The following is a 26,694-nucleotide window of genomic DNA, read 5'->3' as shown; positions in this document are numbered from 1 at the left end:
CGCCTGTCGCGCTGTGCGGCACCGTGTGTTACGGGCGCATACGCGTGTCCCGCATGTCATGCGGGCAGGGGCCGGTCCTTCACCACGTGCTTCATCACCAGCGTCGACGTCAGCCGCTGCACCCCCGGCAGGGTGGCCAGGCGCTCGTCGTACAGCCGCTGGTAGGCGGCGAGGTCGGCGGCGACCACCCGCAGCAGATAGTCGGGCTCCCCGAATAGCCGCTGCGCCTCCAGCACCTCCTCCACCTCGCTCACCGCCCGCTCGAACTGCGCGACCGTCTCCCGGTCCTCCTGCCGCATGGAGACGAACACCAGCGCCTCGAAGGTGAGCCCCACCGCCGCCGGGTCCACCACCGCCCGGTACCCGCTGATCGCCCCCGACCGCTCCAGCTCGCGCAGCCGCCGATGGCAGGGCGAGACGCTCAACCGCACCCGCGCGGCCAGCTCGGTCACGGTCAGCCGCCCGTCCTGCTGCAGCTCGGCAAGAATCTTCCGGTCCATGTCGTCCATGAGCAAAATCCTGCCCCAGAACACGAGCCTACGGAGAAACTTCGGGAACACATTCGACCGGTTCCGGCCTAATCTCGCCGGCATGGACTCCGCGACCCTGCTCTCCTTCCTCGCCCTCGACCTGATGCTCGTCTGCGTACCGGGCGCCGACTGGGCGTACGCGATCTCGGCGGGGCTGCGCGGACGCTCGGTGGGCGCGGCGGTCGGCGGCCTGGTCACCGGGTACGCGCTGCACACGGTGCTGGCCGCGGCGGGGCTCGCGGTCCTGGTCGCCGGTTCGCCGGCGCTGCTGACCGTGTTGACGGTGGCGGGGTCGGCGTATCTGGTGTGGCTGGGCTGGAGCGTGCTGCGCCGGCCCGGCACTCCGGGCGCGGACGGCACGGCCGCCGGGGAGAGCGGCGTCAGGGCCTTCCGGCGCGGTGCGGTGATCAGTGGCCTGAACCCCAAGGGACTGCTGCTCTACCTCTCCGTCCTGCCCCAGTTCCTGGTCACCGGCGACGGGGCCCGGCTGCCGGTGCCGGTGCAGACGGCCGCCCTGGGTGCGCTGCACATGGCGTGCTGCGCCGCCGTCTACCTGTCCGTGGGCCTGGCCGCCCGCGCGGTGCTCGGAGCCCGGCCGACGGCGGCACGGGCCGTCGTCCGCACGTCGGGGGCCGCCATGCTCGGAATCGGCGCGTTCCTCCTGGTGCAGCGGCTGGCCATGCTGTAGCCGTCATGTCCGTCGCGGCGGCCGTCATCTGCGGTGGAGCCGGAACAACCGGATCTCCCGCGCCACCCTGGCCTGGTACGTCGCGTACGGCGGCCAGAAGTCCAGCACCGCCTTCCAGGCCGCCGCCCGCTCCTCCCCCTCCAGCAGCCGGGCCGTGACGGGGACGTCCTCGCCCCGCCGGCTGATCACGGCGTCCGGGTGGGCGAGCAGGTTGTACGTCCACGCCGGGTGACCGGTGCGGCCGAAGTTGGAGCCGACGAGGACCCAGCTCCGCCCGCCGTCCTCCGGCATGCACGCCAGCGGGGTGCGTCGAGGCCGTCCGCTCCGCGCGCCGGTCGAGGTCAGCACGACGCTCGGCAGGAGCAGCGCGCTGAGCATCACCTTGCCGCCGGTGAGGCGGTGGACGCCCCGGTCCAGCGCGGGCAGGACGGAAGGGGCGAGGCGGGCGAAGGCACGGGTCGCGGACACCTGCTGCACCCCGCGCAGGGCCCGCCCGGTGCGCACCGGGCGCCGTCCCCCTCGCATCAGCCGGCCTCCTCGGCCTCGAAGAGACGCGCCCGGTCGGCGGCGTGCGCCCGCAGCCGGTGGACCGGCCCGAAGAGCAGCTCGTCGCCCGTGGCGCGCTTGAGGTACAGATGCGCGTCGTGCTCCCAGGTGAAACCCACCCCGCCGTGCAGCTGGATCCCCGCGGCGGCGGCACCGCGCAGGGCGTCCAGCGCCTGCGCGAGGGCGAGCCCGCCCACCGTCTCGCCGTGCGCGGTCGCCCAGGCCGCGTAGTACGCCGCCGAACGCGCCGCCTGCACCTGGACGTACACGTCGGCCAGCCGGTGCTTGACCGCCTGGAAGGAACCGATCGGCCGCCCGAACTGCTCCCGGCGCCCGACGTACTCCACGGTCAGCTCCAGGACGCGACCGGCGGCGCCCACCGCTTCGGCGGCGAGGCAGACGGCGGCCGTGTCACCGGTCCGGGCGAGCGCCGTGAGGACGGCGGCGCTGTCGTCGTCGCCGTCGCCCAGCAACTCCGCCGGCACATCGCGCAGTTGCACGCGCCCCTGCGGGCGGGTCGCGTCCAGGGCGGTCTGCCGGGTGCGGACGAGGCCGGGCGCGTCGCCGGGGACCAGGAAGAGCAGGGTGCGGGAGCGGGCGAAGCCGCCGGTGTGGGCGGCGACCACGAGCAGCCCGGCGCTGTGCCCGTCGAGGACCTGGTCGGCCTGCCCGTACAGCCGCCAGCCCCCGTCCGCCCTGCGGGCCTGCACACCGCCCGCCCGTCCGCCGCCCGCCCACTGACCGCCGTTGCCGCCGATGCCGCCGTTGCCGCAGGTGAGCGCGAGGGCCGTGGCGAGGGCGGGGCCCGGTACCGCGAGGGCGGCGGTGAGGGCGCCGGAGGCGAGCCGGGGAAGCAGCCGCTCGCGCTGGGCGTCCGTGCCGAGGGCGAGCAGCAGGGGCGCGGTGAGGACGGTGGTCGCGAGCAGGGGTGACGGGGCCAGGGCGCGGCCCGTCTCCTCGCAGGCGAGGGCGAGTTCGGTCACCGAGCAGCCGACGCCGCCGCAGGTCTCCGGTAGGGCGAGTGCGGGCAGGCCGAGCCCGTCGGCGAGGGCGGTCCACAGGGCGGGGTCGTGTCCGGCCGGGGTGTCGACGGCGGCCCGCAGCTCGGCCGGTCCGCAGCGCTTGGCGAGCAGGTCGCGCAGGGTCCGGCGGATCTCGTCCTGCTCGGCGGTGAAGCGGGCGTCCATGTCGATGACCCTCCCGATCTGACGGAGCGTCATATTAGGGCGGGCGCGCATCGATGCCCAGAGGACTGACGCGAGGCCGTGAGCTGACGTACCGTCAGATATATGTCATTCCCGAGGAAAGCAGCCGTCGTCGGCGTCGCCCTCTCCGACTGCGGGCGGCTCGACGGCACGACCGCCTACGCCCTGCACGCCCAGGCCGCCCGCCGCGCCCTCACCGACGCCGGACTGGAGCGGACCGTTGTGGACGGCTTCGCCTCCGCCGGACTCGGCACCCTCGCGCCCGTGGAGGTCGCGGAATATCTGGGCCTGCGGCCCACCTGGGTGGACTCGACCTCCGTCGGCGGCGCCACCTGGGAGGTCATGGCCGCCCACGCGGCGGACGCCATCGCCGCCGGGCACACGCGCGCGGTGCTCCTCGTCTACGGCTCCACCGCCCGCGCCGACATCCGCGCCGGCCGCCGCACCGGCACCCTGTCCTTCGGCGCGCGGGGCCCGCTGCAGTTCGAGGCGCCGTACGGCCACACGCTCATCGCCAAGTACGCGATGGCGGCCCGCCGCCACATGATCGAGTACGGCACCACGATCGAGCAGCTGGCGGAGGTGGCCGTACAGGCCCGGGCCAACGCCGCGCTCAACCCGGAGGCGATGTACCGCGACCCGATCACCGTGGACGACGTCCTGTCCGGCCCCCTCATCGCCGACCCCTTCACCACACTGCACTGCTGCCTGCGCTCGGACGGCGGCGCGGCGGTGCTGCTGGCGGCGGAGGACGTCGTACGGGACTGCCGTACGGCCCCGGTGTGGGTGCTCGGCACCGGTGAGTACGTCTCCCACTCCGCGATGTCCGGGTGGCCGGACTTCACGGTGTCCCCGGCGGCGGTCAGCGGGCGGGCCGCGTTCGGGCGGGCGGGGGTGCGGCCGCAGGAGACGGACCTCGCCGAGATCTACGACGCCTTCACGTACATGACACTGGTGACGCTGGAGGACCTGGGCTTCTGCGGGAAGGGCGAGGGCGGGGCGTTCGTGGAGAAGGGGCGGCTGCGGGTCGAGGGCGGCGCGCTGCCGGTGAACACCGACGGAGGCGGGCTGTCGGCCCAGCATCCCGGGATGCGCGGGCTGTTCCTGCTGGTGGAGGCGGTACGCCAGCTGCGGGGCGAGTGCGGCGGGCGGCAGGTGCGCCGGTCCGACGGCTCCCTGCCCCGGCTCGCGGTGGCCTCCGGGACGGGCGGCTGGTTCTGCTCGGCGGGGACGGTCGTGCTGGGCCGGGAATGAGGGAACACCTCGCCGCCCGCGCGGCGTTGACACCGGCGTAAGCCTGTGACGTCGGACACCGCGAGCCGCTGGAGGAGACCCGCATGGCCCTGACCCGTGAAGAGCGCGAGAAGTTCCTGGCCGAACCGCACATCGCCGCGTTCTCGGTCGACGCGGGACCGGGAAGGGCACCGCTGACCGTGCCCATCTGGTACCAGTACGAGCCCGGCGGCGACGTCTGGATCATGACCGGGCTCGATTCCCGCAAGAACGAGCTGATCAGCGCTGCGGGCCGGTTCACGCTCATGGTCGACCGGCTCGAACCCACCATCCGGTACGTGTCCGTCGAGGGCCCGGTCATCGACACGAGCCCCGCCACCCTCGAGCAGCTCCGCGAGATCTCGGCCCGCTATCTGCCGCCCGAAAAGGTCGACGGCTACGTGGACTTCGCCTGGAAGAACCACGGCGAGCAGATCGTCCTGCGGATGCGGCCGGAACGCTGGGTGGCGTCCGACCTCGGCCAGGTGTGACGCGGCGGGCGCCCGGCGAGCAGAGCACGTGAGAATCGGGGCATGGAATCAGCTGAACCCGGTCTTCACGAGCTGCTGAGGTCACTGCGGGTGTGGGACCCGGAGGTGACGGAGCTCCCGGCCTTCGACCCGGCCGCCGCGCCCGACGAGCCGTCGGCACTGTTCACCCGGTGGTTCGCCGAGGTGGCGGCGGCCGGGCAGACCGAGCCGCACACCATGTCGCTGGCCACGGCGGACGCCGACGGCCTGCCCGACGTGCGGATCGTGATGCTGCACGGCGCCGACGCGGACGGCTGGTCCTTCGCCACCCACGCCCACAGCCGCAAGGGCCTCCACCTCGCCGCCCGCCCGTACGCGGCCCTCGCCTTCTACTGGCCGGTGCTGGGCCGCCAGGTCCGGGTGCGCGGCCCTGTGGAACCGGCACCGGCCCACGAGTCCCGGGCAGACCTCCACGCCCGCTCCACGGGGGCACTGGCCGCTGCCCTGACCGGCAGACAGAGCGAGGTCCTGGGCTCCCTGGAGGAACTGACCCGGGCCTCGGAGGCGGCCTGGGAGCACGCACAGCGCGACCCGGACGCGGAGGCCGGGTCCTGGACCCTGTACCGGCTGCGCCCGGACGAGGTGGAGTTCTTCCAGGGCGACGCGCGGCGCAGGCATGTACGGCTGAGGTACCGGCGCGCGGACGGCGGGGGGTGGACGCGGGAGCTGCTGTGGCCGTGAGGCGGCTCGGCTGCGTCCGTCCCGTCCGGTACCAGCACCGCGCGCCTACGAGAAGTCGTACACCGCGAAGTCGCCGACCGGCCTGTAGCCGATCCGCTGATACAGCGCATTGCTCGTCGGATTGGCCAGGTCAGTGAAGAGGAGCACCTCCCGCGCCCCGGCCTCCCGCGCGAGCCGGCTCGCCTCGGCGGTCGCCGCGCCGGCGTAGCCGCGTCCGCGCAACGCGGCCGGGGTGTACACCCGGACGACCCGGACCTGGCCGGCGACCTCCGGGCTCAGCGCGGCCATGGAGACGGGGGTGCCGTCCGGTGTCTTCCAGAGGGTGGCGCCGCCGCGTGCCGTCTGGGCGTCCGCCCATGCGCCGGGGTCCTGATGGACCTCGTCGCCCACGGCCTCGGCGAACTCCCGGAACCAGGCGCACAGGAGCGCACGGTCCGCCTCCCCCGCGACCCGCGCCCGGCCCGGCGGCACCGGCTGCGGCACGGTCAGGGTGCCCAGCCGGTACAGCCGCTGCCGCTGGTGCAGCCTGACGGCGGCTCCCGTACGGCGGTGCCAGGCGTCGGCGAAGACGGCGGCGGTGTCCCGGTCGCCCTGGACGCCGGGGAGCCGCTGCCCCAGCTCCGCGAGCCGTCCGGCGAGGGTGCCGGCGTCCGCGGCGGTCAGGGGCGTGAGATTCAGGCGGTGCGGCGGGGTGCGGAAGAAGGCGGCCCGTGTCTCCCCGTCCCGCCCGCACACACCGAACTCCGGCTCATCGTCACCGTAGACCCCTGCCCCACGCGTCCGCAGCTGCTCGGTGACCGTCAACGGCACGGTGTGCAGGGCCGGCTCGGACCGCAGGAAGGCACCTGCCCGCGCGAGGAAGTCGTCGAGATCCCGGGTGAGGAACCAGTCGTCCGAAGGCATGCCTCATGATGCCGCCGAGCGGAGGCGGCACACCTCCGATTTACATCCGGGGTCCCGGCGAGGGCGCCGGAGGTTCCGGGTCCGTGGCGAGGCGGGCGTGGAGGTGGGCGTCGCGGAACCTGTCGCGGCGGCCCGCGGCGAAGATCGCGCCGCGCATGGTGCCCTCGTGGCGGAAACCGCACCGTTCGGCGATGTGGCAGGACACGTCATGGCCGACGGCGTGGTCCAGCTCCAGCCGGTGCAGGCCGAGTTCGGTCAGCGCCCAGTGCGCGGTGAGCAGCAGCGCACGGGTGGCGACCCCCTTTCCGCGCGCTTCGGGCAGGACCCAGTAGCCGACCCGGGCCGCGCGCAGCACCGGGCGGATGTCGTTGACGGCGATGTGCCCGAGCGCCGTGTCGCTGTCGGCGTCGGAGACGCGGAAGGACGCCATCGCCCCGTCCGCGGCCCGCTCCACCCGCCCCCGCAGCACCTCCCGCGCGTCGGCGGGGTCCGTGACCGGGCGGATCGGGGTGTTCCAGCGCTGGAACTCCGGGTCCGTGGTGCCGCGCAGCCACGCCTCGACGTCGGCGTGGGACGCCGGATCCCAGGGGCGCAGGTGCAGGCCGTGGCCGTGCAGCTCGGTGAGGCACGGGGACTGGGACCGGGACCGGGTGCGGGTGGGCTTGCGGGTATGGGCCATGGGGCCATTCAAACCCGCCGCGCCGGCCGGAACACGGGGATTTCCGCGCGGAAGGTCACCTCCAGCTCCATGCCGGCCCGCGGCTCGTCCGCCGCCTGCGTCAACACGAGTTCCGTCATCATCCGCGGCCCTTCCGCGAGGTCGACGACGGCGGCGATGTAGGGGGTGCGGCCGGCGAAGGGCGGCAGGTCGTTGCGGTGGACGACGGACCAGGTGTAGAGGGCGGCCCGGCCGCTCGCCCGCTCCCAGGTGACGTGCTCGCTCCAGCAGTGGGGGCAGAACTCGCGCGGGTAGTGATGGGCGCGGGAGCAGTCCGCACACCGCCGGATCAGCAGCCGTCCCTCGGCCGCGGCCTCCCAGTAGGTCCGGGTGAAGGCGTCCGCCTCGGGGATGTCCGTGCGTCCGTCCGTAGTGTCCATCTGCGCCTGCCGAGGGGAGTCGGGGAGGTCACGCCTGACGGTATGTCAGTTTCGGGCGGTCGGGCCCGCCCCGCAAGCCCGCCCGTTCGCATACCGGGCACGGAAAAGCGGGCTCGCGCACACAGACGTGATCAATCCGCAACCAATTCCGGTCTTGACCGAGACCCATCAAGCAGGTGCGGGATTACGCTCGCGCTCATGGCCGACACCACCCCCGACACCCCCACCCCCGACCGTTCCGCACCCGCCCAGCCCGCGGCGCCCACCCCCGCCGACCGCCCGGTGTACGTCATCGGCGGCGGCCCCGGGGGCCTCGCGGTCGCGTACGCACTGCGCGCCCGCGGGCTGCGGGCCGTCGTGCTGGAGCGGTCCGACCGGGTGGGAGCGTCATGGCGGCGCCACTACGACCGGCTGCGGCTGCACACCACCCGCCGCCTGTCCGCCCTGCCCGGGCTGCCCATGCCGCGACGGTTCGGACGCTGGCCGGCCCGGGACAACGTGGTCCGGTACCTGGAGAAGTACGCCGAGCACCACCGCCTGGAGATCGTCACCGGGGTGGAGGTCTCCCGCGTGGAGCGCACCCCGGACGGCACCGGCTGGCTGCTGCACGCCACCGGCGGCCGTGAACTCACCGGCGCCGCGGTCGTCGTGGCCACCGGCTACAACCACACCCCCCACGTACCGGACTGGCCCGGCCGGGGCTCCTACACCGGCGAGTTCCTGCACGCCTCCGCGTACCGCAACGCGGCGCCGTTCGCCGGCCGGGACGTCCTCGTCGTGGGCGTGGGCAACACCGGTGCCGAGATCGCCGTCGACCTGGTGGAGGGCGGCGCGTCCCGGGTGCGGCTCGCGGTCCGCACCGTCCCGCACATCGTGCGCCGCTCCACCGCGGGCTGGCCCGCGCAGTACTCGGGCGTCCTGGTGCGGCGGCTGCCGGTCGGGCTGGTCGACCGGCTGTGCCGGGCGCAGGCGAAGGTGGCGGTCCCCGACCTCTCCGCGCACGGTCTGCCCCGCCCCGCCACCGGCCTCTACAGCCGGGTGCTCGAGGGCGCCATCCCCGTGCAGGACGTCGGCCTGATCGACGCCGTGCGCAAGGGCAGGGTGGAGATCGTGGCCGCGGTGGAGGGCTTCGAGGACGGCAAGGTCGTCCTCGCCGACGGCAGCCGCATCGGCCCGGAGGCGGTCATCGCGGCGACCGGTTACGTCCGCGCGCTGGAGGGCCTGGTCGGCCACCTCGGCGTCCTCGACGACCGCGGCCGGCCGCTGGCCCACGGCGCCCGCACGGCACCGTCGGCCCCCGGCCTCCACTTCACCGGTTTCACCACCCCCATCTCCGGCACCCTCCGCGAACTCGCCCTCGACGCCGAGCGCATCGCCAAGGCGGTGTCCCGCGCCGGCGCACCGGGGGTGTCCCGGCTCCCCGGCTGACGGAGCCCCGGGACGAACCGCACGGCGGCCGTCTCGTCCGCTCCTCAACTTGGCCCGCGCACAGCCATTCCTGACAAGTTGTCAGTTCAGTAACCTGACAGAGCGTCAGTTCATGCGCTGTCTCACAGGAGCGGGCGAAGCGATGCTTGGATCGACCCACGGCACCCTCACCACCGACTCCCGCCGGACCCGGGCGATCGCCTGCGGCGAGCGCTCCGGTCCCGTCGTGCACGGCAGGCCGGCCGAGGCGGGCGACCTGGACGTCAGCGGGCGCCCGCTGCACGCCGAGGTGCCCGATCTGGACCGTCTCTTCCGGCCCGGGTCCGTCGCCGTGATCGGCGCCTCGGACGCCGAGGGGCGGCCGCACACCGGCATCACGCGGCAGCTGCTCGACTGGGCCGAGCGGGTCGGCGCCCGGCTGCACCCCGTGCACCCGCGCCGCCCCGCCGTCTTCGGCATTCCCTGCGCTCCTTCCGTCGCGGACCTCCCCGAGCAGGTCGATGTCGCGGTCGTGCTGGTCGGTGACCCCCTTCCGGTGGTCGAGGAACTGGCCGAGGCCAAGGCCAGGTTCGCGGTCGTGTTCGCCTCCGGGTTCGCGGAGACCGGTGAGGAGGGCGCCGCCGCCCAGGACCGGCTGGCCGCGGCCGTCGCGGGCTCCGGGATGCGGCTGCTGGGCCCCAACACCAACCTCAACGCCTTCGAGCGCTTCCGGGACGACCTCGACGGCCCCGCGATCGCGCTCATCACCCAGTCCGGCCACCAGGGCCGGCCCGTCTTCGCCCTCCAGGAGAACGGCGTCCGCGTCTCCCACTGGGCGCCCACCGGCAACGAGGCCGACCTGGAGACCGCCGACTTCCTCTCCTACTTCGCCGAACAGCCCGAGGTGGGCGCCATCGCCGTGTACGTCGAGGGGCTCAAGGACGGCCGGGCCTTCCTGCTCGCCGCCGACCGGGCCGCCCGGCGCGGTGTCCCGGTCGTCGCGGTCAAGGTCGGACGCACCGAGACCGGGGCGCGCACCGCCGCCTCACACACCGGCAAGCTGACCGGCGCCGACGCGGTGGTGGACGCGGCGATGCGGCAGTACGGCGTGATCCGCGTCGACGGGCTCGACGAACTCCAGGACACCGCCGCCCTGTTGGCGCGGGCCCGGCCGCCCCGGGCCGACGGCGTCGTGGTCTATTCGATCTCGGGCGGCACGGGCGCGCACGTGGCCGATCTGGCGACCGCGGCCGGTCTCAGGCTGCCCGTGCTGTCCGAGGCGCGGCAGGCCGAGCTGCACCGGTGGATACCCGGGTACCTCGGTGTGGCCAACCCGGTCGACAGCGGTGGTCATCCCGTGGGCGACGAGCGCGGGCGCAGGATCATCGACGCGCTCCTCGACGACCCCGAGGTGGGCGTGCTGATCTGCCCGATCACCGGCCCGTTCCCGCCGCTGAGCGACCGGCTGGTGCGGGATCTGGTCGACGCGGCCGAGCGGACGGACAAGCTGGTGTGCGTGGTGTGGGGGTCGCCGGTCGGCACCGAGCCGGCGTACCGGGAGGTGCTGCTCGGCTCCTCGCGGGTGGCCACCTTCCGCACCGTCGCCAACTGCATCGGCGCGGTCCGCGCCCATCTCGGCCACCACCGCTTCGTCACCGGCTACCGCTCCCCCTTCGACGAGGCACCGCGCACCCCGTCGCCGTCGTACCGCAAGGCGCGGATGCTGATGCGGCCCGGTGAGCAGCTCAGCGAGCACGCCGCCAAGCAGCTGCTGCGGGCGTACGGGATCCGGGTGCCGCGCGAGCAGCTGGTGACCAGCGCGGCGGCGGCGGTGCGGGCGGCGGGGACGGTCGGCTTCCCGGTGGTGATGAAGGCGTCCGGGGCGCGGATCGCCCACAAGACCGAGCTGGGCCTGGTCAGGATCGGTCTGACCTCGGCCAGTCAGGTCCGCGACGCCTACCGCGAGCTCACCGACATCGCCCGCTACGAGGACGTGGCGCTGGACGGCGTCCTGGTCTGCCAGATGGTCGAGCAGGGTGTCGAGATGGTCGTCGGGATGTCCCACGACGAGCTGTTCGGGCCGACGGTGACGGCGGGCATCGGCGGGGTGCTGGTGGAGGTGCTGCGCGACACCGCCGTGCGCGTGCCGCCCTTCGGGGAGGAGCAGGCGCGGGACATGCTCGCCGAACTGCGCGGGCGGCCCCTGCTCGACGGGGTCAGGGGCCGCCCCCCGGCGGACCTGGACGCGCTCGTCGAGGTGATCCTCCGCGTGCAGCGCATCGCCCTGGAGCTCGGCGACGACCTGGCGGAGCTGGAGCTCAACCCCCTGATGGTGTCGCCGCGCGGGCAGGGCGCGGTCGCGCTGGACGCGCTCGCGGTCTGCCGCTGACCGCCACCACCCCCGCCAGAGCCACCCCCGCTGCCGCGCCCGCCGTACGAACGCCCCGATCCCGCCTGCCGTGAGCCCGATCCGGCCCGCCCTGCGAAGGACCCCGCGCATGTCCGACTCCCCCCGCGCGTCCGTGTCACCCGAAGCTGCGATTCCCGCCGATTCATGGATACAGCACGCCACTGACAACCAGGTCGCCCACATCACCCTGAACCGCCCCGAGACCCTCAACGCCCTCACCCCCGGCCTGCGCGAACGCCTCATCGCGCTGCTGGCCGACGCCTCCGCCGACCCGGACGTACGGGCCGTGGTCCTCACCGGCACGGGCCGCGGCTTCTGCGCCGGAGCGGACCTGCGCACCGCCGCGCCGGCCGGCCCGCCCGCCCCCGGTGACGTGGCCCGCGTCCTCCGCCGCGGCGCCCAGCGCCTCATCGCGGCGGTGCTCGACTGCGAGAAGCCGGTGATCGCCGCCGTCAACGGCACCGCGGCCGGGCTCGGCGCCCATCTGGCCTTCGCCTGCGACCTGGTTCTCGCCGCCCGCTCGGCCCGCTTCATCGAGGTCTTCGTCCGCCGCGGCCTGGTCCCGGACGCCGGCGGCGCCTATCTGCTCCCCCGCCTCGTCGGCCCGCAGCGGACGAAGGAACTGATGTTCTTCGGCGACGCGCTCACCGCCGCCGGCGCCGAACGCCTCGGCCTGGTCAACCGGGTGGTCCCCGACGAGGACCTGGCCAGGACGGCGCACGAGTGGTCCGCCCGCCTGGCCGCCGCGCCCACTCGCGCCCTGGCCCTCACCAAGCAGCTCGTCAACGCGTCCCTGGACACCGACCGCGCCGCCGCCTTCGCCGCCGAGGCGACCGCCCAGGAGCTCAACATGGCCACCGAGGACGCCCGTGAGGGCCTGACGGCCTTCGCCACCCGCAGAGAGCCCGAGTTCAGGGGCCGCTGAGGCTTCTCATCTGATGCTCCGTCAGTTCTAATGGGAGCGTGATGGGACATGCGGGAATGGCCGCCGCCGCGGTCCGCTATCTGCGGTCGGCCGACAGTGTGCGCGCGTCCGTGGAGGCGCTGCCGCGCCCCGAGCTGCGCTGTGTGCGGGAGGACGAGCGGGCGCCGGTCACTCCGGGAGAGTTCCGGCGGGTGCTCGGCTGCTTCGCCACCGGGGTGACCGTGGTGAGCGCCATGGACGACGGGGTCCCCGTCGGCTTCGCCTGCCAGTCCTTCACCTCCCTCTCCCTGGAACCACCCCTCGTCGCGTTCATGGCCGGCCGTACGTCCACCACCTGGCCGCGCATCGCCCGCGCGGGCGCGTTCTGCGTGAACGTCCTGGCCGCGCACCAGGCGCAGCTGTGCCGGGCCTTCGCGGTGAGCGGCGCGGACAAGTTCGCGGGCGTGACGTACGACCCGGCACCGGTCTCCGGGTCCCCCCGTCTCGCGGACACCCTGGCCTGGATCGACTGCACGATCCACGCCGTCCACACGGGCGGCGACCACCTCGTCGTCGTGGGCCGTGTGGACGCCCTGGGGACCGCCGACGCGGACCGGCCGCCGCTGCTGTTCCACCGGGGCCGGTTCCTCTAGGGCGTGCCGGGCGTCGCGGGGCAGGCGGGACTTTGCGGACACCCCCTAGACGGCCACCGGCTCACCCGCGCCCCGCCGCCGGATCACCAGCGCCATCAGCGCCGCCGCCGCGCACAGCGCCCCCGAGGCGTACCAGACCACGTCGTAGGAACCGAAGACGTCACGGGCGACGCCGCCGAGGAAGGCGACGAGAGCGGCGCCGACCTGGTGGGAGGCGAGGACCCAGCCGAAGACGATCGGGCTGTCGTCGCCGTAGTGCTCGCGGCACAGGGCGAGGGTGGGCGGCACCGTGGCGACCCAGTCGAGGCCGTAGAAGACGATGAACAGGACCATCGGGGGATGGACGCTGGGCGCGAGGAGGATGGGCAGGAAGAGCAGGGAGACGCCGCGCAGGGCGTAGTAGACGGCGAGCAGGCGGCGCGCCTCGAAGCGGTCGGTGAACCAGCCGGAGGCGATCGTGCCGACGACGTCGAAGACGCCGATGACGGCGAGCAGGGAGGCGGCGGCCTGCACGGGCATGTGCTCGTCGTGCGCGGCCGGCACGAAGTGGGTCTGGATCAGGCCGTTGGTCGAGGCGCCGCAGATCGCGAAGGTGCCGGCGAGCAGCCAGAACGGGCCGGTGCGCGCGGCCGAGCCGAGCACCTTCAGCGCGCGCCGGGCGGCACCGGGCACAGGCGCGGGCTTGGGCACGAACTCCTGCGCGCCGTACGGCTTCTGGCCCACGTCGGCGGGGTGGTCGTGCAGCAGCAGCCAGACGAAGGGGACGACCGCGAGGGCGGCGAGCGCCACGGTGACGGCGGCCGGCCGCCAGTCGTACGTCTCGACGATCCAGGCCAGCAGCGGCAGGAAGATCAGCTGGCCGGAGGCGGACGCGGCGGTGAGGATGCCGCTGACCAGGCCCCGGCGCTCGGTGAACCAGCGGTTGGTGACGGTCGCGGCGAAGGCCAGCGCCATGGAGCCGGAGCCGAGGCCCACCAGCAGTCCCCAGCACAGCAGCAGCTGCCAGGCCGCCGTCATCCAGACCGTCAGGCCCGAGCCGGCCGCGATCACGACGAGGGCGACCGCGACGACCCGCCGGATGCCGTAGCGGTCCATCAGCGCGGCCGCGAACGGTGCGGTGAGTCCGTACAGCGCCAGGTTGACCGACACGGCGGCGCCGATGGTGCCGCGCGACCAGCCGAACTCGGCGTGCAGGGGGTCGATGAACAGTCCGGGGACGGAGCGGAAGGCCGCCGCGCCGATGATCGTCACGAAGGTGACGGCGGCGACGAACCAGGCGCGGTGGATACGCGGGCGGGGGCGCCGGCCGTCGCTCCCGAGCCCGGCTGCGGCTGTCTCGGTTGTCTGGGTCACGCCCTAGAGCGTGCCGGTTCCCGATCTCCGCAACGAGTGGCCCGAGGGACACCATTCGCTAGGATCGGGCCATGCTGCCGCATCGTGTCGTCGTCCTCGCCCTCGACGGGCTGCTGCCCTTCGAACTGGGCATCCCGCACCGCATCTTCGGCCGCCCCAGGGATGCGCAGGGGCGGCTGCTGTACGAGGTGGTCACCTGCTCGGTCCGGCCCCCCGGCCCGGTGGAGACCGACGCCGACTTCGCCCTGCACGTCGCCCACGGCCCCGAGGCCCTCGCCACCGCCGACACGGTGATCGTCCCGGCCTCGTACGAACTGGGCCCGGTGTACGAGCGCGGCGAGCTGACCGACGAGCTGGCCGCGGCCCTCGCGCTCGTCCGGCCCGGCACCCGGCTCGCCTCCATCTGCACCGGCGTCTACGTCCTCGCCGCCGCGGGCCTCCTCGACGGCCGCCCGGCGACCACCCACTGGGCCGACGCCGAGCGCTTCCAGCGGCTCTTCCCCCGCGTCAAGGTCGACCCGGACGTGCTGTTCATCGACGACGGCGACATCCTGACCTCGGCGGGCGTCGCGGCCGGCATCGACCTGTGCCTGCACATGGTGCGACGCGACCACGGGGCCGCCGTGGCGAACGACGTGGCCCGCAGGACGGTCGTACCACCGCACCGCGACGGCGGGCAGGCGCAGTACATCCAGCGTCCTGTGCCCGACCCGCAGCAGGCGTCCACGACCGGCGCCCGCGCATGGGCGCTGGGCCGGCTGCACGAGCCGATCCAGCTGCGCGACATGGCCGCGCGGGAGTCGATGTCGGTGCGCACCTTCACGCGCCGCTTCCGCGAGGAGGTCGGCGTCAGCCCGGGGCAGTGGCTCACCCAGCAGCGGGTGGAGCGGGCACGGCATCTGCTGGAGTCCACCGACCTGTCCGTGGACCAGGTGGCCCGCGACGCCGGCTTCGGCACGGCCCAGTCGATGCGCCAGCACCTCCAGGCGGCCCTGGGCGTGACCCCGACCGCGTACCGGCGTACCTTCCGGGCCAACGGGGCCGCACGTCCCGTCCCCGCTCAGGACGTGCGCCATCCTCAGAACGTCAGCACCGCGCGGGCGACGCGCCCCGCCTCCGCGTCCGCGCGTGCCTTGTCGAAGTCCTCCACCGGGTAGGTACGGGTGACGAGTTCGTCGAGGAGCAGCAACCCCTGCCGGTACAGCTCGGTGTACAGGGGGATGTCCCGCTGGGGGCGGGAGGAGCCGTAGCGGCAGCCCAGGACGGACTTGTCCAGGTACAGCGAGCCGACCACGAAGGACGCCTCCGCACCGGCCGGCGGGACGCCGAGCAGGACCGCCTGGCCACCCCGGTCGAGCAGGTCGACGGCCTGCCGGACCAGCTCCACGCGGCCGACGCACTCGAAGGCGTGGTCGGCCCCGGTGGGCAGGACGTCCCGCACGCCCTCGGTGGAGGTCAGGAAGTGGGTCGCCCCGAAGCGGCGGGCGGCCTCCTCCTTCGCGGGATCGGCGTCGACGGCCACGATCCTCGCCGCCCCGGCGAGCCGCGCGCCCTGAAGCACGTTGAGGCCGACCCCGCCCGCCCCGATCACCACCACACTGTCCCCGCGCTCCACCCGCGCCCGGTTCAGCACGGCCCCCACCCCGGTCAGCACCGCGCACCCGATGAGCGCGGCCGAGGTCAACGGCACGTCGTCCGGCACGCGTACGGCCTGCACCGCCTTCACCACGGTCCGCTCGGCGAACGCGGACGTGGCGGCGAACTGGTGCACCGGCGCGCCCCGGTGGCCGAAGGGCCGCCCCGGACGCCCGATCGCACGCCGGCACATCGTCGGCCGCCCCCGCCCACAGTCCGCGCACATCCCGCAGTTCGCCAGCGTGGACAGCGCCACATGGTCACCGGGTGCGACATGCCCGACGCCCTCGCCCACCGCCTCCACGACACCGGCGCCCTCGTGTCCGAGCACCACCGGCACCGGGAAGGGAATGGTGCCGTCCACCACGGACAGATCGCTGTGGCACACCCCGGCCGCCGCGACCGCCACCCGCACCTCACCCGGCCCGGGGTCCCGCACCTCGAGACCGTCCACGACCTCGACCGTCCGGCCGTCGAACAACACGCCTCTCATCCCATGTCTCCCTTGGGCTCCAGGGGCAGACCGAGCACCCGCTCGGCGATGATCGTGCGCTGGACCTCATCCGAGCCGCCGTAGATGGTGTCGGCCCGGGAGAACAGGAAGAGATGCTGGTCCGCGTCCATCTCGTAGGGCGCCGACGCCGACCACGCGACCGGCCCCACACCCCCGGCGGCCCCCCGCACCCGCACCGCCAGCTCCCCCAGCCGCTGATGCCACCCGCCCCACAGCAGCTTGGCCACACTGGGCGCTCCCGCGTCGCCCGTACTCCCCAGTGTGCGCAGGGCGTTCCAGCGCATGACCCGCAGTTCGGCCCACAGCCGTACCAGCCCGTCCCGCACGACGGGATCCCGCACGGCCCCGGTCTCCCGCGCGGTGCGCACCACCCGCGCCAGCTCCTGCGCGAAACCGGTCTGCTGGGCCAGCGTGGACACCCCCCGCTCGAACCCGAGCAGACTCATCGCGACCCGCCACCCGTTGCCCTCGCCCCCCACCACGTGCTCCACGCGCGCGTACGCCCCGTCGAAGAACACCTCGTTGAAGTCGCTGGTCCCGGTCATCTGCCGGATGGGCCGCACCTCGATCCGCCCCGGCTGATCCATGGGGACGAGCAGAAAGCTGAGCCCTTGGTGCCGCCGCGTCCCCGCCTCGCTGCGGGCCAGCACGAAACACCAGTCGGCCTCGTGGGCGAGCGAGGTCCAGATCTTCTGCCCGGTGATCCGGTAGGACGCCCCTTCGCGCACGGCCCGGGTCCGCACCCCGGCGAGATCCGACCCGGCCCCGGGCTCGCTGTAGCCCTGACACCAGAGCTCGTCCCCGGCCGCGATCGGCGGAAGGAAACGGGCCTTCTGCTCGGCCGTCCCGTGCGCGACGAGGGTGGGCGCCAGCAGCTTCTCCCCGATGTGCCCGCACCGGGGTGGAGCCCCGGCCCGCGCATACTCCTCGGCCCACACCACCTGCTGAGTGAGGGAAGCGGTCCGATTCCCGTACCCGCCCTCGCCCCACCCGAGCCCGATCCAACCGCCCGCACCGAGGGCCCGTTCCCAGGCACGGCGCTCTGTCACGGCCCCGACGTGCTCACCCAGCCAGCCCCGCGCTTCCACCCGGAAAGCCTCGTCCTCTGCGGCGACCCCGAAATCCACGGCACCTCCTCGACCCTGCGCGGACCGATCCCCTCAGGGGCGCGGGGAACTGCGCGAGAAACCACCACGCACCCGCACCCGCCGACGCACACCCGCCCCCGGCCTCTCAGCCCCCCGGCCCCTTCAGCAACGGCATCGGATCGACCCCGACCGTCCCCGGCAGCACCTCGGCGATCCTGCCCGGCGTCCAGGAACCGCCCTCCAGGTGAGCCGAACGCAGTTCCCTCGGCTGCCCCCACACCGCGATCTTCGGCCCGGCCACCGTGTACACCTGCCCGGTGATCCCCTCCCCCTTCGCCGCGTCCGACAGCAGGTACACCACCAGCGCGGCCACGTCCTCCGGCTCCCCGATCCCGGACAGCCCCGCGGGCACCCGCACGGACATGCGCGTCCGGGCAACGGGCGCCACCGCGTTCGCGGTCACCCCGTACCTGTGCAGGCCCAGCGCGGCGCTCCGCACCAACGAGACGATCCCGCCCTTCGCCGCGCTGTAATTGGCCTGGGACACCGACCCCTGGAACGCACCGCTGGTGAATCCGACGAGCGTCCCGGCCCGCTGCCGGCGCATCACCGCCGAGGCCGCCCGGAACACCGTGAAGGTCCCCTTCAGATGCGTCGCGAGAACCGAGTCCCACTCCTCCTCGGTCATGTTGAACAGCATCCGCTCGCGCAGGATCCCCGCCACGCACACCACCCCGTCGAGCCGCCCGTACGCCGACAGCGCGGTGTCGACCACCCGCCGGCCGCCCGCCATGGTGGAGACGTCGTCGGCCACCGCGACCGCTTCCCCGCCCGCCGCCGTGATCTCCTTGGCCACCGCCTCGGCGACCTCACTCGTCGGCGCGGACCCGTCGACGGCCACCCCGTAGTCGTTGACGACGACCCGTGCCCCTTCGCCGGCCGCGGAGAGCGCGACCGCGCGGCCGATGCCCCGGCCGGCGCCCGTGACGGCGACGACCTTGCCCGACAAGAAGTTCCCCACGCCGGTCCCCTTCCCGTCCCACGGTTTCTGACGGATCGTTAGATACGAGTACCCGAACATTACGACCCGTCAGCCGGCCGAGCACAACCCCCCGGAGGGACCGGACCCATGTCGCTGCCCGCCGCCTTCCACGACATCGCCAAGCGCGTGAACAACTGGGGCCGTTGGGGGCCGGACGACGAGATCGGCACGCTGAACCTGATCACCGACGAGGTGGTCCGCGAGGCAGCCGCCTGCGTCCGCACGGGCCGCCGCGTACCGCTCGCACTACCGCTGCGCCGGCAGGGGGTGCAGACGGGCGCGATCCCGGGCCGGGTCGATCCGCTGCACGTCATGGTGCAGATCAACCAGGAGCTGTTCGGCCCGGGATCGGTCGCGTGCAGCGACGACGCGGTGACCATGGGGCTGCAGGCGGGCACCCATTGGGACGCGCTCGCCCATGTCTCCCACTCCGGCCTGCTCTACAACGGCCGCCCGGCCGGAACCGTCACCGCACACGCCGGTGCCGCCTTCGCCGGTGCCGGCACGATGCGGCATCTCGTCTCGCGCGGGGTGCTGCTCGATGTCGCCCGCGCGCTCGGCACGGACCGGCTGGACGGCGGGCACGCGGTCACTCCGCAGGACCTGGAGGCGGCCGAGGAACTGGCGGGGACGCGGGTGCGGGCCGGTGACATCGTGCTCGTGCGGACCGGGCAGATACGGCTGTGTCTCGGCGGGGACCGGCACGCCTACGCCCATCCCTCGCCCGGCCTGTCGATCCGGGCACCGGAGTGGTTCCACGCCCGGGATGTCGCGGCCGTCGCGAGCGACACCCTCACCTTCGAGGTCTTCCCGCCGGAGGTGCCGGACCTGTGGCTGCCGGTGCATGCCCTGCACCTGGTGGAGATGGGGATGCCGCAGGGGCAGAACTGGAATCTCGAAGAGTTGTCCACAGCCTGTGGAGAAACGGGCCGCCACGCCTTCCTGCTGTCGGCGACACCCGAGCCGTTCACCGGCGGCACGGGGTCCCCCGTCGCACCGGTCGCCCTCCTCTGACCCGGTGTCCCGCCGCCGGCGGCGCGGCGCTGTCCGCCCAGAGCACGGCAGCGCCGCCCGCTTCCTGCCTTCGGCGCTCCCGCCCTGATCCCCCTTGCCCCCGAGGGAATCCGCGCCGAATCACGACCCACACTCGCCGAGGACTTCCGTCGAAGCCCTCGCCGTCCCCTCGCGGCGAATCGCTGACGACCAGCGTGATCAGACGGTCACGTCACGTCAATGACGAGACACCGGATGACCGGTGCGGGACCGCATACGCCCAGCTCAGACCGCACCGCGCACGGAAGCATGCCCGGCGCACCGCCTCACCCCCCGCCTCGCCCGGCCCAGCGGCCGTGCCCCTGTGCACCCGCCGACGCCGCCGCGGCACCCGGACGGCGCGCCCTCGCGCTCACGCCCCCCGGCAGGGCCTCACACCGCTTCGTACGCGAGCCCGTCGTACGTCGCCGTCCCGCCCGCGCAGGCCGGCGCGGTGGCCTGAGCGTCGGGGCAGCGGTCGAGTTCGCACCAGATGCGCTTGCCGGTGTCCTCGGAGCTCCAGCCCCAGCGGTCGGCGAGACCGTCGACGAGGGCGAGTCCGCGTCCGCCGGTCGCCTCGCCGTCCACACAGCGCGGGACCGGCGCCCGGCCGCTGCGGTCGGCCACCTCCAGTCGGACGGTGGCCTCGTCGGCCGCACCGCCGGGCAGGGACAGGCGCAGGACGGCCGGACAGCCGGTGTGCACCACGGCGTTGGTGACGAGTTCCGAGACGAGCAGGATCAGGGTCTCGGTGAGGGATTCGTCGGCCTCTATCCCGGACCCGGCCAGACGCGAGCGGGCCCACCGCCGGGCCCGTCCCACCTCAGCGGGGTCGGGCCGGATCTCCAGCTGCACTTGAAGCACCTGCACCGCTCACACCATCCGAACCGGCGGACACTTGGACTCGCGCCTCACGAGGGCCACGATCGTAGCCATTTTCTGCATGGCCAGAACAACGGCCGGGACAGGGGTCACGGAACGTGAATCCCTTGTGGGACAGCATGGTTGACGTACAGTCACGCCAACAAGCGCTTCGGGCATATTCCAGCGCGAAGGAGTACCCGTGCGGCATACTGTGCGACGCTCGCCGTGGGGAGTCGAACAGGCGGCAACCGTCGGCCGGACCGCACGGCGCGCGCTCACATCCACTCGCATCTCACACAAGGTACCCGAGCGGACCTCCGACTCCGGGCCGTGACGAGTCGCCCGCAGGACACAACCCGGTATCAACGCTCCGTGATCACGCGATGCCACGATCCGCGACATCCGGCACGGGTCCGCGCGGCAGCAGTGCAGGCGGGAGGCGGTTCAGCCCTCACGGGCGGTCAGATCGACGGCGAGAAGCTCCTCACTCTCCGTCACTCCACCCGCACGATGGGTGCGCAGCCAGGCGCGCTTGAGATGCAGATGCACGTCCGAGTCCCAGGTGAACCCCATGCCGCCGTGCACCTGGAGGCAGTCGCGGGCGCCGCGCACGGCGGCCTCGTCGGCGAGCAGCCGGGCGGTGGCGATGTCGGCCGGGTCGGCGGTGACGGCGGCGGCGTAGACCGCCGCACGGGCGGTCTCGACCCGGACGAGGATTCCGGCGCACAGGTGGGCGACCGCCTGGAAGGCGCCGATCGGCCGTCCGAACTGTTCCCGGGCCCGGGCGTGTTGCGCCGCCAGCTCGCACACGCGCGTGGCCGTGCCGAGTTGCTCGGCGGCGGTGAGGAGGACCGCCACGGGGTCGGCGGTCCCCGGCCGCCCCGCCCGGTGCAGCGGGGTCAGCGGGTCCACGGAGTCGAGCGGCACGGCCCCGGTGGTGTCGCCGAGGACCACGTCCGCCTGGTCCAGCCACTCCACGAGCGGTCCGTCGACGGCGGCGACGACCCTCTCGCCGCGCGCCGCGCCCGGTACGGAACCGGCCGCCAGGTGCGTCGCCACCAGCGGCCCGGGCAGCAGGGCGCGCCCCGCTTCCTCGAAGGCCAACACCGCCTCGGGCAGCCCGAGTCCGACGCCGCCGTCCGCCTCGGGCAGCCGCAGCGCGAAGAAGCCGGCCTCGCCCAGCGCCCGCCACAGCCCGCGGTCGAGCCGCCCCGGCCGGTCCACGGCCGCCCGCAGCGCCGCGCGGTCGAAACGGCGGTCCAGCAGCTGCCGTACGCCGTCGCGGAGCGCCTTCTGGTCGTCGGTGAGGTGGAAGCGCACGCCGTTCACCGTCCTTTCGGCAGGCCCAGGATCCGCTCGGCGACGATGCTGTGCTGGATCTGCGAGGTACCGGCCGCGATGGTGTACGACAGGGAGCTCAGCCGGTCACGCGTCCACGGCCGACCCAGATCGAGGGCGTCCGCGCCGAGGACGCGGGCCGCGGTGTCGTAGAGCTCCTGGCGCGCGTGCGAGTACCTCAGTTTGAAGACCGAAGCGCCGGCTCCGGGCACCGCGCCCGGTCGTTCCGCCGCGCTGACGTTCCACTGGATCAGCCGCCACAGTGCCCGGAACTCGGCGTTGAGCCTGCCCAGCCGGCGCCGCAGCGCGGGATCGTCCCAGCGCCCGTTCCCGCGGGCCTCGGCGGCCAGTTCGGTGAGGACGCGGCGGCAGGCCACCACCTCGCCGGCGAAGGCCGTGCCGCGTTCGAAGGACAGGGTCACCATGGTGACGCGCCAGCCGTCGTTCTCCGCGCCGACCCGGTTCGTCACCGGCACCCGCACCTCGTCGAGGAAGACCTCCGCGAACTCGGCCGGCCCGGCGAGGGTCCTCAGGGGCCGTACGGTCACGCCCGGCGCGTCCATGGGCAGCGCGAGCCAGGTGATGCCCCGGTGTCTCGGCGCCCGCGGGTCCGTCCGGACCAGCAGCTCGCACCAGTCGGCGACCTCGGCGTGCGAGGTCCAGATCTTGGAACCGCTCACCACGTAGTGCTCGCCGTCGCGCCACGCGTGCGTGCGCAGCGCAGCGAGGTCGGACCCGGCGTCCGGTTCGCTGAATCCCTGGCACCACACCTCCTCGCCCCGCAGGATCGGCGGCAGCCAGCGCTCCCGCTGTGCGGCCGTGCCCTCGGCGGCGATGGTCGGCCCCGCGTGCAGCAGCCCGACGAAGTTCGCGCCCACATAGGGCGCCCCGGCCCGTTCCGTCTCCTCCAGGAAGATCAGCCGCAGGGTCGGGGAGCTGTCCCAGTGGACATCGGCGTACCCGGCGTCGTACAGCGTCCGCTGCCAGCCGAGGTCGTAGGCGCGCCGTCCGGGCCAGTCGCCGGGGTCCGGGGCCGGGGGCAGCGTGGGGAGCACGCGGGTCAGCCACTCCCGCAGCCGGGCGCGGAAGTCCTCCTCCTCGGGGGTGTACGTCAGGTCCATGGGCTAGGCGAGGTCCAGGCCGAGCATCCGGATGGCGTTGCCCCGCATCAGCTTGTGCACCGTCTCGTCGTCCAGGCCCTTCACATGGTCGAGGGCGACCTCCTTGGTGTGCGGGAAGGTCGAGTCGACGTGCGGATAGTCGGTCTCGAAGGTCGCGTTGTCCCGGCCGACGGCGTCCAGGGACGCGATCCCGTGTTTGTCGCGGAAGAAACAGCAGTAGATCTGCCGGTAGTAGTACGTCGACGGCGGCTCGGGGACCGTGTCGCGGACGCCGCCCCAGGCGCGGTGCTCCTCCCACACGTCGTCGGCGCGCTCCAGGGCGTAGGGGATCCAGCCCATCTGGCCCTCGCTGTAGGCGAGGGTGAGCCGCGGGAACCGCACCAGGACGCCGCTGAAGAGGAAGTCCATCATCGAGGCCATCGCGTTGTTGAAGGACAGCGATGCCTGGACGGCGGGCGGGGCGTCCGGGGAGGCGGCGGGCATCTGGGAGCTGGACCCGATGTGCATGTTCACGACCGTGCCGGTGTCCTGGCAGGCGGCGAAGAACGGGTCCCAGTAGCCGGAGTGGATCGAGGGCAGCCCGAGGTGGGTGGGGATCTCGGAGAAGGTCACCGCCCGCACCCCGCGGGCGGCGTTGCGCCGGATCTCCGCGACCGCCAGCTCCACGTCCCACAGAGGGATCAGGCACAGGGGGATCAGCCGGCCGCCGCTGTCCCCGCACCACTCCTCGACCATCCAGTCGTTGTAGGCGCGTACGCAGGCCAGGGCGACCTCCTTGTCGTGCGCCTCGGCGAAGGTCTGCCCGCAGAAGCGGGGGAAGGTGGGGAAGCACAGGGAGGCCTCGACGTGGTTGAGGTCCATGTCCTTGAGCCGCTCGGCGGGGTCCCAGCAGCCGGGGCGCATCTCCGCGCGGGTGATGCCCTCCAGGGTCATCTCGTCGCGGTCGAAGCCGACGGCGGCGATGTTGCGCTTGTACGGGAACTGCAGGTCCTCGTAGATCCACCAGTCGGTGGGCGGGCCGTCGGGATCCATCGTGATCCGGTACTTGCCGCCGACGTAGGCGAGTTCCCCGATGCCGGCGGTCAGCGGTTTGGGCCCGCGGTCGCGGTACTTCGCGGGCAGCCAGGTCTCGAAGAGGTGGGCGGGCTCGATCACATGGTCGTCGACGCTGATGATGCGGGGCAGTTCCGTGGTCATGGGGTCCCCTCCGCCGGACGGTACTGATCTGATGAACCGTCAGATAGCATCCCATCTGACGAACCGTCAGCCAAGCAGGGAGCACCCATGAACGAGACCCCGCACTCCCTGAGTTCCTCCCGCACCCTGTGGGAACTGCTCGACCGCCGCGCCCGCCTCACCCCCGACCGCCCGCTGTTCCTCCAGGGCGAGCGCGCGCTCACGTTCGGCGCCTTCCGCGAACGGGCCGAGCGGGTGGCCGCAGGGCTCCACGCCCTGGGCGTACGTCCCGGCACGGTGGTCGCCTGGCAGCTGCCGACGCGCATCGAGACGGCCCTGCTGTCCTTCGCGCTGGCCCGCCTGGGCGCCGTGCAGAGCCCGCTCATCCCCTACCTGCGGGAGCGCGAGGTCGGCTTCGCGCTGCGCGAGTCGCGGGCCGAGTACGTGGCCGTGCCCGGCGTGTGGCGGGGCTTCGACCATACGGAGATGGCGCGGCGGCTCGGCGCGAGGGGGATCTTCGAGGCGTACGACGACCTGCCCGACGGAGATCCCTCCGCGCTGCCCCCGCCGCCGGCCGACGGCACGCAGGTGCGCTGGATCTACTGGACCTCCGGCACCACGTCGGCACCCAAGGGTGTGCTGCACACCGACCGTTCCCTGATCGCGGGCGGCTCCTGCCTGGCCCACGCCCTGCGTCCGACGCCCGCCGACGTCGGCTCGATCGCCTTCCCCTACGCCCACATCGGCGGCCCCGACTACACGGTGATGCTGCTGCTGTACGGCTTCCCGGCCGTGCTGTTCGAGCGGTTCGCGCTGCCGGACGCGCTGGCCGAGTACCGGGCGCACGGCGTGACGATCGCGGGCGGGTCGACGGCGTTCTACTCGATGTTCCTGGCCGAGCAGCGCAAACGGCCGGGCACGCCGGTCGTGCCGACGCTGCGGCTGCTCGCGGGCGGCGGTGCGCCGAGGCCGCCGGAGCTGTACCACGCCGTGGTGCGGGAGATGGGGGTGCGGCTCGCCCACGGCTACGGCATGACCGAGGCGCCGATGATCACCATGGGGTCGCCGGACGACACCGACGAACAGCTGGCGACCACGGAGGGCCGGCCGCCCGACGGCATGGAGATACGGATCGTCGACGGGGAGATCCGGCTGCGCGGGGAGGCGGTGTGCCGGGGCTATCTGGACGCCGGGCAGACGGCCGAGGCGTTCGACGAGGAGGGCTTCCTGCGCACCGGTGACCTCGGGCGGCTGACCGCGAGCGGGCATCTGGTGCTCACCGGGCGCCTGAAGGACATGATCATCCGCAAGGGCGAGAACATCTCGGCCAGGGAGATCGAGGACCTGCTGCACCGGCACCCGGCGGTCCAGGACGTCGCGGTGATCGGGCTGCCCGACGCCGAGCGGGGGGAGCTGGTGTGCGCGGTGGTCGAGCGGGCGCCGGGAGCGCGGGCGCTGTCACTGGACGCGGTGACGGCGTATCTGCGCGCGGAAGGACTGTCCGTGCACAAGCTGCCGGAGCGGCTGGAGGTGGTGGACGCCCTTCCGCGCGGGCAGACCTTGCGCAAGGTGCTCAAGTACGAGCTGCGGGAGCGCTACGCCGGCGGTGCCGCCCCGGGTGCTACTCGGGGACGGTGAAGTAGCGGGCGAAGGCCCGGACGATCTCTTCCTCGACGATCCTGCCGTCGCCGTCCGCGTCGAGGGTGCCGGCGGCGGCGCGGGCGGTGTCCTCGGGGACGCCGAGCGCCTTGAGGACCCTGGCGGTGTCCTCGACGGTGGCCGCGCCGTCACCGTCGGTGTCGGCCACGGCGAGGGCCGCGTGCAGGAACGGGCGGGCGATCTCGGCGAACCGGTCCGGGTTGTCCCGCAGTCGCTTGACCGCGCCGTTCACGAACTCCTCGCGGGTGATGCGCTGGTCCCCGTCGCGGTCCGCGATGCCGGCCATGCCCTGCCAGAACGCCTCGGCCCCGACGTACAGGGCCTGGCCCTTGTCGGAACGGGCAGCGGTGCCGAACTCGGCGAGCAGCGCCTTGGCCGCTCCGCTGAAGTCCTCGCGGTCGATGTAGCCGTTGCCGTCCTGGTCGAAGGTGGCGAACCGGGCCGCGATCCTGCGCTCGTACTCGCTGGTGACCATGTCTTTTTCAGGCCGCCTTAGGTCGGGGTCGTCTCGCTCGGAGCGTACGTCGTCCGGGAGGGCCGGGGAGCACGGAAACGACGCTTGTGCCAAGACCGGTGAAATTCCGCGACAACTGCGTGTCCGACGTGGCACGGGCCACAGCCGGGGCGGGCGTATCCCGCCGGGTGCCGGGGCGCTAGGCCGACAGCGGGCGGGAGTCGTCGGAGACGGCCGAGGTGACGTCCGGGTGTATGTCGAACAGGCGGCGGACGCCGAGCGCGCCGAGCACCTTGTTGACGTGGCTGCCGTCGGCGGCGCCCTGGGCGGGCAGGATCAGCCGGAGCGTGCCCTGGCAGGAGCGCAGCAGCCGGCGGGCGGCGATCAGCACGCCGACGCCGCTGGAGTCGCAGAACCACACCTCGGAGAGATCGAGGACCAGGCTGTGCCTGCCGTCGGCTACGACGTCGTGCACCCGCTGGCGCAGCACCGGGGAGGTCACCAGGTCCAGTTCGCCCGACACCCGGAGCACGGCCCAGTCGCCCTGCTCCTCGTCGGTCACTTTGAAACTCACCACCACGCCCCTCGCTC

General features: G+C 73.6%; 27 protein-coding genes. 11 read left to right on the top strand and 16 right to left on the bottom strand.

The features are described 5' to 3' along the window. Positions 1 to 56: 56 nt before the first annotated feature. Positions 57 to 509 (bottom strand): Lrp/AsnC family transcriptional regulator, encoded by a 453-nt coding sequence (locus AB0412_RS19535; RefSeq protein ID WP_366403820.1) that lies wholly within the window; start codon positions 507 to 509, stop codon positions 57 to 59. An 82-nt stretch (positions 510 to 591) separates the two neighbouring features. Between AB0412_RS19535 and AB0412_RS19530 the strand changes: the two genes are divergently transcribed. Then, complete coding sequence (locus tag AB0412_RS19530; protein ID WP_366403819.1) at positions 592 to 1,218, top strand: LysE family translocator; 627 nt, start codon at positions 592 to 594, stop codon at positions 1,216 to 1,218. Positions 1,219 to 1,242: 24 nt separating this feature from the next. On the opposite strand, the gene AB0412_RS19525 is transcribed toward AB0412_RS19530, so the two are convergent. Together AB0412_RS19525 and AB0412_RS19520 are read right to left on the bottom strand one after the other, a co-directional pair. Beyond that, complete coding sequence (locus AB0412_RS19525; protein ID WP_366403818.1) at positions 1,243 to 1,743, bottom strand: nitroreductase family deazaflavin-dependent oxidoreductase; 501 nt, start codon at positions 1,741 to 1,743, stop codon at positions 1,243 to 1,245. After that, positions 1,743 to 2,951 (bottom strand): acyl-CoA dehydrogenase family protein, encoded by a 1,209-nt coding sequence (locus AB0412_RS19520; RefSeq protein WP_366403932.1) that lies wholly within the window; start codon positions 2,949 to 2,951, stop codon positions 1,743 to 1,745. Before AB0412_RS19520 ends, AB0412_RS19525 begins: the two co-directional genes overlap by 1 nt. A 102-nt stretch (positions 2,952 to 3,053) precedes the next feature. Here AB0412_RS19520 and AB0412_RS19515 point away from each other — a divergent pair, with 102 nt between their 5' ends. The 3 genes from AB0412_RS19515 (at position 3,054) to AB0412_RS19505 (ending at position 5,452) form a co-directional block, all read left to right on the top strand. Further along, on the top strand, positions 3,054 to 4,223 hold the full coding sequence (locus AB0412_RS19515) for an acetyl-CoA acetyltransferase (RefSeq protein WP_366403817.1): 1,170 nt from the start codon (positions 3,054 to 3,056) through the stop codon (positions 4,221 to 4,223). An 83-nt stretch (positions 4,224 to 4,306) separates the two neighbouring features. After that, positions 4,307 to 4,732, top strand: coding sequence for a pyridoxamine 5'-phosphate oxidase family protein (locus AB0412_RS19510; protein WP_366403816.1), 426 nt, complete (start codon positions 4,307 to 4,309; stop codon positions 4,730 to 4,732). 42 nt (positions 4,733 to 4,774) lie between these two features. Beyond that, the gene (locus tag AB0412_RS19505; RefSeq protein WP_366403815.1) at positions 4,775 to 5,452 is read left to right on the top strand and encodes a pyridoxal 5'-phosphate synthase; all 678 of its coding nucleotides are present in this window, start codon (positions 4,775 to 4,777) and stop codon (positions 5,450 to 5,452) included. Between the two features lie 45 nt (positions 5,453 to 5,497). On the opposite strand, the gene AB0412_RS19500 is transcribed toward AB0412_RS19505, so the two are convergent. Genes AB0412_RS19500 through AB0412_RS19490 form a run of 3 tightly spaced genes read right to left on the bottom strand, consistent with a single transcriptional unit; the run spans position 5,498 to position 7,453 of the window. Beyond that, positions 5,498 to 6,355 (bottom strand): GNAT family N-acetyltransferase, encoded by an 858-nt coding sequence (locus AB0412_RS19500; RefSeq protein ID WP_366403814.1) that lies wholly within the window; start codon positions 6,353 to 6,355, stop codon positions 5,498 to 5,500. Between the two features lie 40 nt (positions 6,356 to 6,395). Next, complete coding sequence (locus tag AB0412_RS19495; RefSeq protein WP_366403813.1) at positions 6,396 to 7,034, bottom strand: GNAT family N-acetyltransferase; 639 nt, start codon at positions 7,032 to 7,034, stop codon at positions 6,396 to 6,398. A gap of 8 nt (positions 7,035 to 7,042) precedes the next feature. Further along, positions 7,043 to 7,453: a Zn-ribbon domain-containing OB-fold protein gene (locus AB0412_RS19490; protein ID WP_366403812.1), complete on the bottom strand. Its 411-nt coding sequence runs from the start codon at positions 7,451 to 7,453 to the stop codon at positions 7,043 to 7,045. Positions 7,454 to 7,651: 198 nt separating this feature from the next. Between AB0412_RS19490 and AB0412_RS19485 the strand changes: the two genes are divergently transcribed. The 4 genes from AB0412_RS19485 to AB0412_RS19470 all read left to right on the top strand — a co-directional run bounded on the left by AB0412_RS19485 (position 7,652) and on the right by AB0412_RS19470 (position 12,827). Further along, positions 7,652 to 8,881: an NAD(P)/FAD-dependent oxidoreductase gene (locus tag AB0412_RS19485; RefSeq protein WP_366403811.1), complete on the top strand. Its 1,230-nt coding sequence runs from the start codon at positions 7,652 to 7,654 to the stop codon at positions 8,879 to 8,881. 142 nt (positions 8,882 to 9,023) lie between these two features. Then, positions 9,024 to 11,249 (top strand): acetate--CoA ligase family protein, encoded by a 2,226-nt coding sequence (locus tag AB0412_RS19480; RefSeq protein ID WP_366403810.1) that lies wholly within the window; start codon positions 9,024 to 9,026, stop codon positions 11,247 to 11,249. Between the two features lie 109 nt (positions 11,250 to 11,358). After that, a complete protein-coding gene (locus tag AB0412_RS19475) occupies positions 11,359 to 12,195 on the top strand; it encodes an enoyl-CoA hydratase-related protein (RefSeq protein WP_366403809.1) in 837 nt (278 codons plus the stop codon). Positions 12,196 to 12,236: 41 nt separating this feature from the next. Next, positions 12,237 to 12,827, top strand: a complete 591-nt coding sequence (locus tag AB0412_RS19470; protein ID WP_366403808.1) for a flavin reductase family protein — start codon at positions 12,237 to 12,239, stop codon at positions 12,825 to 12,827. Between the two features lie 45 nt (positions 12,828 to 12,872). Here the strand turns inward: AB0412_RS19470 and AB0412_RS19465 are convergent, their stop codons facing one another. Continuing rightward, a complete protein-coding gene (locus tag AB0412_RS19465; protein WP_366403807.1) occupies positions 12,873 to 14,180 on the bottom strand; it encodes an MFS transporter in 1,308 nt (435 codons plus the stop codon). A 71-nt stretch (positions 14,181 to 14,251) separates the two neighbouring features. Here AB0412_RS19465 and AB0412_RS19460 point away from each other — a divergent pair, with 71 nt between their 5' ends. Beyond that, positions 14,252 to 15,337, top strand: coding sequence for a helix-turn-helix domain-containing protein (locus AB0412_RS19460; RefSeq protein WP_366403806.1), 1,086 nt, complete (start codon positions 14,252 to 14,254; stop codon positions 15,335 to 15,337). On the opposite strand, the gene AB0412_RS19455 is transcribed toward AB0412_RS19460, so the two are convergent. The 3 genes from AB0412_RS19455 to AB0412_RS19445 form a co-directional block, all read right to left on the bottom strand. Then, on the bottom strand, positions 15,259 to 16,308 hold the full coding sequence (locus AB0412_RS19455; RefSeq protein ID WP_366403805.1) for an alcohol dehydrogenase catalytic domain-containing protein: 1,050 nt from the start codon (positions 16,306 to 16,308) through the stop codon (positions 15,259 to 15,261). The two genes, AB0412_RS19460 and AB0412_RS19455, sit on opposite strands and share 79 nt — an antisense overlap. Then, complete coding sequence (locus tag AB0412_RS19450) at positions 16,305 to 17,456, bottom strand: acyl-CoA dehydrogenase family protein (protein WP_366403804.1); 1,152 nt, start codon at positions 17,454 to 17,456, stop codon at positions 16,305 to 16,307. The genes AB0412_RS19455 and AB0412_RS19450 overlap by 4 nt, the downstream gene beginning before the upstream one ends. A 106-nt stretch (positions 17,457 to 17,562) precedes the next feature. Further along, the gene (locus AB0412_RS19445; RefSeq protein WP_366403803.1) at positions 17,563 to 18,438 is read right to left on the bottom strand and encodes an SDR family NAD(P)-dependent oxidoreductase; all 876 of its coding nucleotides are present in this window, start codon (positions 18,436 to 18,438) and stop codon (positions 17,563 to 17,565) included. 108 nt (positions 18,439 to 18,546) lie between these two features. On the opposite strand from AB0412_RS19445, the gene AB0412_RS19440 reads away from it, so the two are divergent. After that, positions 18,547 to 19,473, top strand: coding sequence for a cyclase family protein (locus AB0412_RS19440; protein WP_366403802.1), 927 nt, complete (start codon positions 18,547 to 18,549; stop codon positions 19,471 to 19,473). 411 nt (positions 19,474 to 19,884) lie between these two features. Here AB0412_RS19440 and AB0412_RS19435 read toward each other — a convergent pair whose 3' ends face one another. The 4 genes from AB0412_RS19435 to AB0412_RS19420 form a co-directional block, all read right to left on the bottom strand. After that, the gene (locus AB0412_RS19435) at positions 19,885 to 20,346 is read right to left on the bottom strand and encodes an ATP-binding protein (RefSeq protein ID WP_366403931.1); all 462 of its coding nucleotides are present in this window, start codon (positions 20,344 to 20,346) and stop codon (positions 19,885 to 19,887) included. 453 nt (positions 20,347 to 20,799) lie between these two features. Beyond that, entirely contained in the window at positions 20,800 to 21,675 is an 876-nt protein-coding gene (locus AB0412_RS19430; protein ID WP_366403801.1) for an acyl-CoA dehydrogenase family protein, read from the bottom strand. Positions 21,676 to 21,680: 5 nt separating this feature from the next. Beyond that, positions 21,681 to 22,814: an acyl-CoA dehydrogenase family protein gene (locus AB0412_RS19425; protein ID WP_366403800.1), complete on the bottom strand. Its 1,134-nt coding sequence runs from the start codon at positions 22,812 to 22,814 to the stop codon at positions 21,681 to 21,683. A 3-nt stretch (positions 22,815 to 22,817) separates the two neighbouring features. After that, positions 22,818 to 24,011 (bottom strand): amidohydrolase family protein, encoded by a 1,194-nt coding sequence (locus AB0412_RS19420; RefSeq protein WP_366403799.1) that lies wholly within the window; start codon positions 24,009 to 24,011, stop codon positions 22,818 to 22,820. A gap of 87 nt (positions 24,012 to 24,098) precedes the next feature. On the opposite strand from AB0412_RS19420, the gene AB0412_RS19415 reads away from it, so the two are divergent. Next, entirely contained in the window at positions 24,099 to 25,628 is a 1,530-nt protein-coding gene (locus tag AB0412_RS19415; RefSeq protein WP_366403798.1) for an AMP-binding protein, read from the top strand. On the opposite strand, the gene AB0412_RS19410 is transcribed toward AB0412_RS19415, so the two are convergent. Both AB0412_RS19410 and AB0412_RS19405 read right to left on the bottom strand, forming a co-directional pair. Next, positions 25,612 to 26,124, bottom strand: a complete 513-nt coding sequence (locus tag AB0412_RS19410) for an EF-hand domain-containing protein (RefSeq protein ID WP_366403797.1) — start codon at positions 26,122 to 26,124, stop codon at positions 25,612 to 25,614. The two genes, AB0412_RS19415 and AB0412_RS19410, sit on opposite strands and share 17 nt — an antisense overlap. A gap of 178 nt (positions 26,125 to 26,302) precedes the next feature. Further along, positions 26,303 to 26,683, bottom strand: coding sequence for an STAS domain-containing protein (locus AB0412_RS19405; RefSeq protein WP_366403796.1), 381 nt, complete (start codon positions 26,681 to 26,683; stop codon positions 26,303 to 26,305). Positions 26,684 to 26,694 lie beyond the last annotated feature (11 nt).

Source organism: Streptomyces sp. NPDC052012, from assembly GCF_040689265.1.
GTDB lineage: Bacteria > Actinomycetota > Actinomycetes > Streptomycetales > Streptomycetaceae > Streptomyces.
The sequence above is the reverse complement of the archived record's forward strand: the minus strand, read 5'-3'. Positions and strand labels throughout refer to the sequence as shown.